Source organism: bacterium endosymbiont of Bathymodiolus sp. 5 South (assembly GCF_900128535.1).
Classification (GTDB): Bacteria; Pseudomonadota; Gammaproteobacteria; order PS1; family Pseudothioglobaceae; genus Thiodubiliella.
This window is the reverse complement of sequence record NZ_FQTR01000232.1, coordinates 1-2,101: the sequence shown is the minus strand read 5'-3', so window position 1 is coordinate 2,101 and position 2,101 is coordinate 1. Positions and strand designations below refer to the sequence as shown.

At 36.5% G+C, this 2,101-nt stretch carries 2 protein-coding genes; one reads left to right on the top strand and one right to left on the bottom strand.

Translation table 11 applies throughout. The features are described 5' to 3' along the window. The coding region (locus BBROOKSOX_RS10370; protein WP_180324000.1) for a transposase at positions 1-293 on the top strand (293 nt) is incomplete at its 5' end. Between the two features lie 96 nt (positions 294-389). Here BBROOKSOX_RS10370 and BBROOKSOX_RS10365 read toward each other — a convergent pair. After that, positions 390-1,745: a trypsin-like serine protease gene (locus tag BBROOKSOX_RS10365; protein WP_139661692.1), complete on the bottom strand. Its 1,356-nt coding sequence runs from the start codon at positions 1,743-1,745 to the stop codon at positions 390-392. Positions 1,746-2,101 lie beyond the last annotated feature (356 nt).

Below are 2,101 nucleotides of genomic sequence, written 5' to 3'. Positions count from 1 at the left end.
AAAGGTCTCATCAAGACAGTATGCCAAAGCTCACCCAGTGGGTGGCTGAGGGTAATATCCCTGAAGGTTTAACAGTGTTTGGCTTGGATTTGTGTGAATTTAACAGGAAGAGACTAAGAACAAGCAATATGATTGAGCGACTTAATCAAAGTGTTAAACAGCGAACAAAAGTAGTTAAAATATTTGCTAATGAGGATTCTTGTTTGAGGCTGGTTACGGTCGTGGTGATGGAAGTCTCAGAGCAGTGGCAAAGCTCTAAGGCTTATTTGTCTTTAGACAATAATAACGGGTAGGTTTTTTTTAATGAACGAGAAATCGATGGAATAGATGGTAATTTACAAAAAGAAGTTTACTTGACCTCTTGTCTGTATTGATTTAGTAACATTTGTTTAAAAAGGGTTGGGAGTCTTAGAACGAAACAAAGGCTCAGGCTTGAGTTTAAGTTGAGGTTGCTTAGGTTTGGATTTTTTGTTTTTAACATAGTCAGAAAATAATCCATCATATGACCAACAGTCATTATTACTTGCATCAATAGGGAAAAACCAATATTTTCGATCACCAGTACAAGCAGCGTTTAAGGTAAACATTTCTATCTTATTGGTATAGAAATTAACATAAACAAAGATATCACCAGCCTGACCCTTGCGATCGTTTTGACCCCATAGGTTCATACTAACAATCATATCAAGTTTATTACGGGCTAGTTGTGGATCTTCGCCTAAATAAGCCCAGTAAAAAGTATGCTCTTTATTAGCAGGGAAATACCAGTATCTCATGCTAGGAGAATCAAGTCGTATAAGTCCAAAATATTCTGTTGAATGGTTGTACGTGTCGTCATAAATATACATATCACCAATATGAGCCTCTTTGTTGCTGTTGAAATCCTTCCAATGACTTAACTCAAGATAAAATTTATTCAACCATTTTCTGGTATCTAAAGCCCCCAATCGAGGATAATAATTTGGCGTACTAATAACACCAAGAATGTAATACTCGTTATCTTCTTTAAAGGTAACAGCACCACCACTGTCTCCAACTTTGGCAAGGGGTTTATACGACTTGTCTGGGGTTTGTGTGCAAAAATAACTGCCATCATTCGTCCCTTTGGGGCAATTCGTGACTGGCACAATCTTTTTGGATTCACTAGCGTGATTATCGGTATGCAAGTATTCGTTAGCATAACCAAAAATAGAGTGATGTGGGTCTCCCCAAAATCCGAATAAAGTCAAAGCAGTTTTGTTCGTAAATGCTGCTCGTTCTTGCGTTATTGTCGGTATTTTTACGAAGTTAATGTTGTCTCCAGCAACTGCATTTTGCAATTCTAAGACAGCCAAATCTTTATCGGCTGTTTTGTTTGTTCTAATTTTTTGATCTACTGCCTTTATGGCCAAATCTTCATAGGCTATTTTGTTTGTTTTAAATTTTTGATCTACTGCCTTGAATGCCCCAAACCGGTGAATTGCCTTTACTTTGTAGGGTATGTTGTTGTAATAAACCATTATAGTGGTATTAGATCCCAGACAATATTTTGAAGTTATCACAATCTTTTTAGAAAGGAGGGAGCCTGAACACAGCCCCTTGTCATGTTGAATACGAACTTGAAAATTAATACCAGAATCGCTAGATTTGTGATGAGTTTTGTCAAAGGAGAATGCGGGGTTTGCTAAGATAGCAATCAGACCAATTAATGTAAAGACTGTTAATTTGAGACCTTTGCATAACTCAACCAATTCTTGATAAAACATACTTAATGCTCCTTTAATTTTTGAATCTAAATTCAGATGCTAAACCCAACTTTCTTTTGCTCATAGTTATACCTGATTCAAACGCCGCTTGTGGTGTTTTATAATCCCCAAATCCAAAAATAGAACCATCCAAACCCCAAACCCACAATCAAAACCAAAAAAATGCACCCCATTCAAACCCTGCCTTCAGCAAAACACAGGCATTTTCTCTGAATTTGACAAAACAGGTATAAATTATCCAATATTTTGGATGATTTGGTTTTTTCAGGTGCCATAAAGCCTCCTCTAATCAGGATTTTGTAATGAACCTTAGTGTTATTTATTCTAAATCAGGATAATAACGGTTTAAACGCTTT

What these genes read in the sequence shown, in the direction of transcription:
- BBROOKSOX_RS10365 (WP_139661692.1), bottom strand. Translation starts at nt 1,745, where the DNA reads ATGTTTTATCAAGAATTGGTTGAGTTATGCAAAGGTCTCAAATTAACA.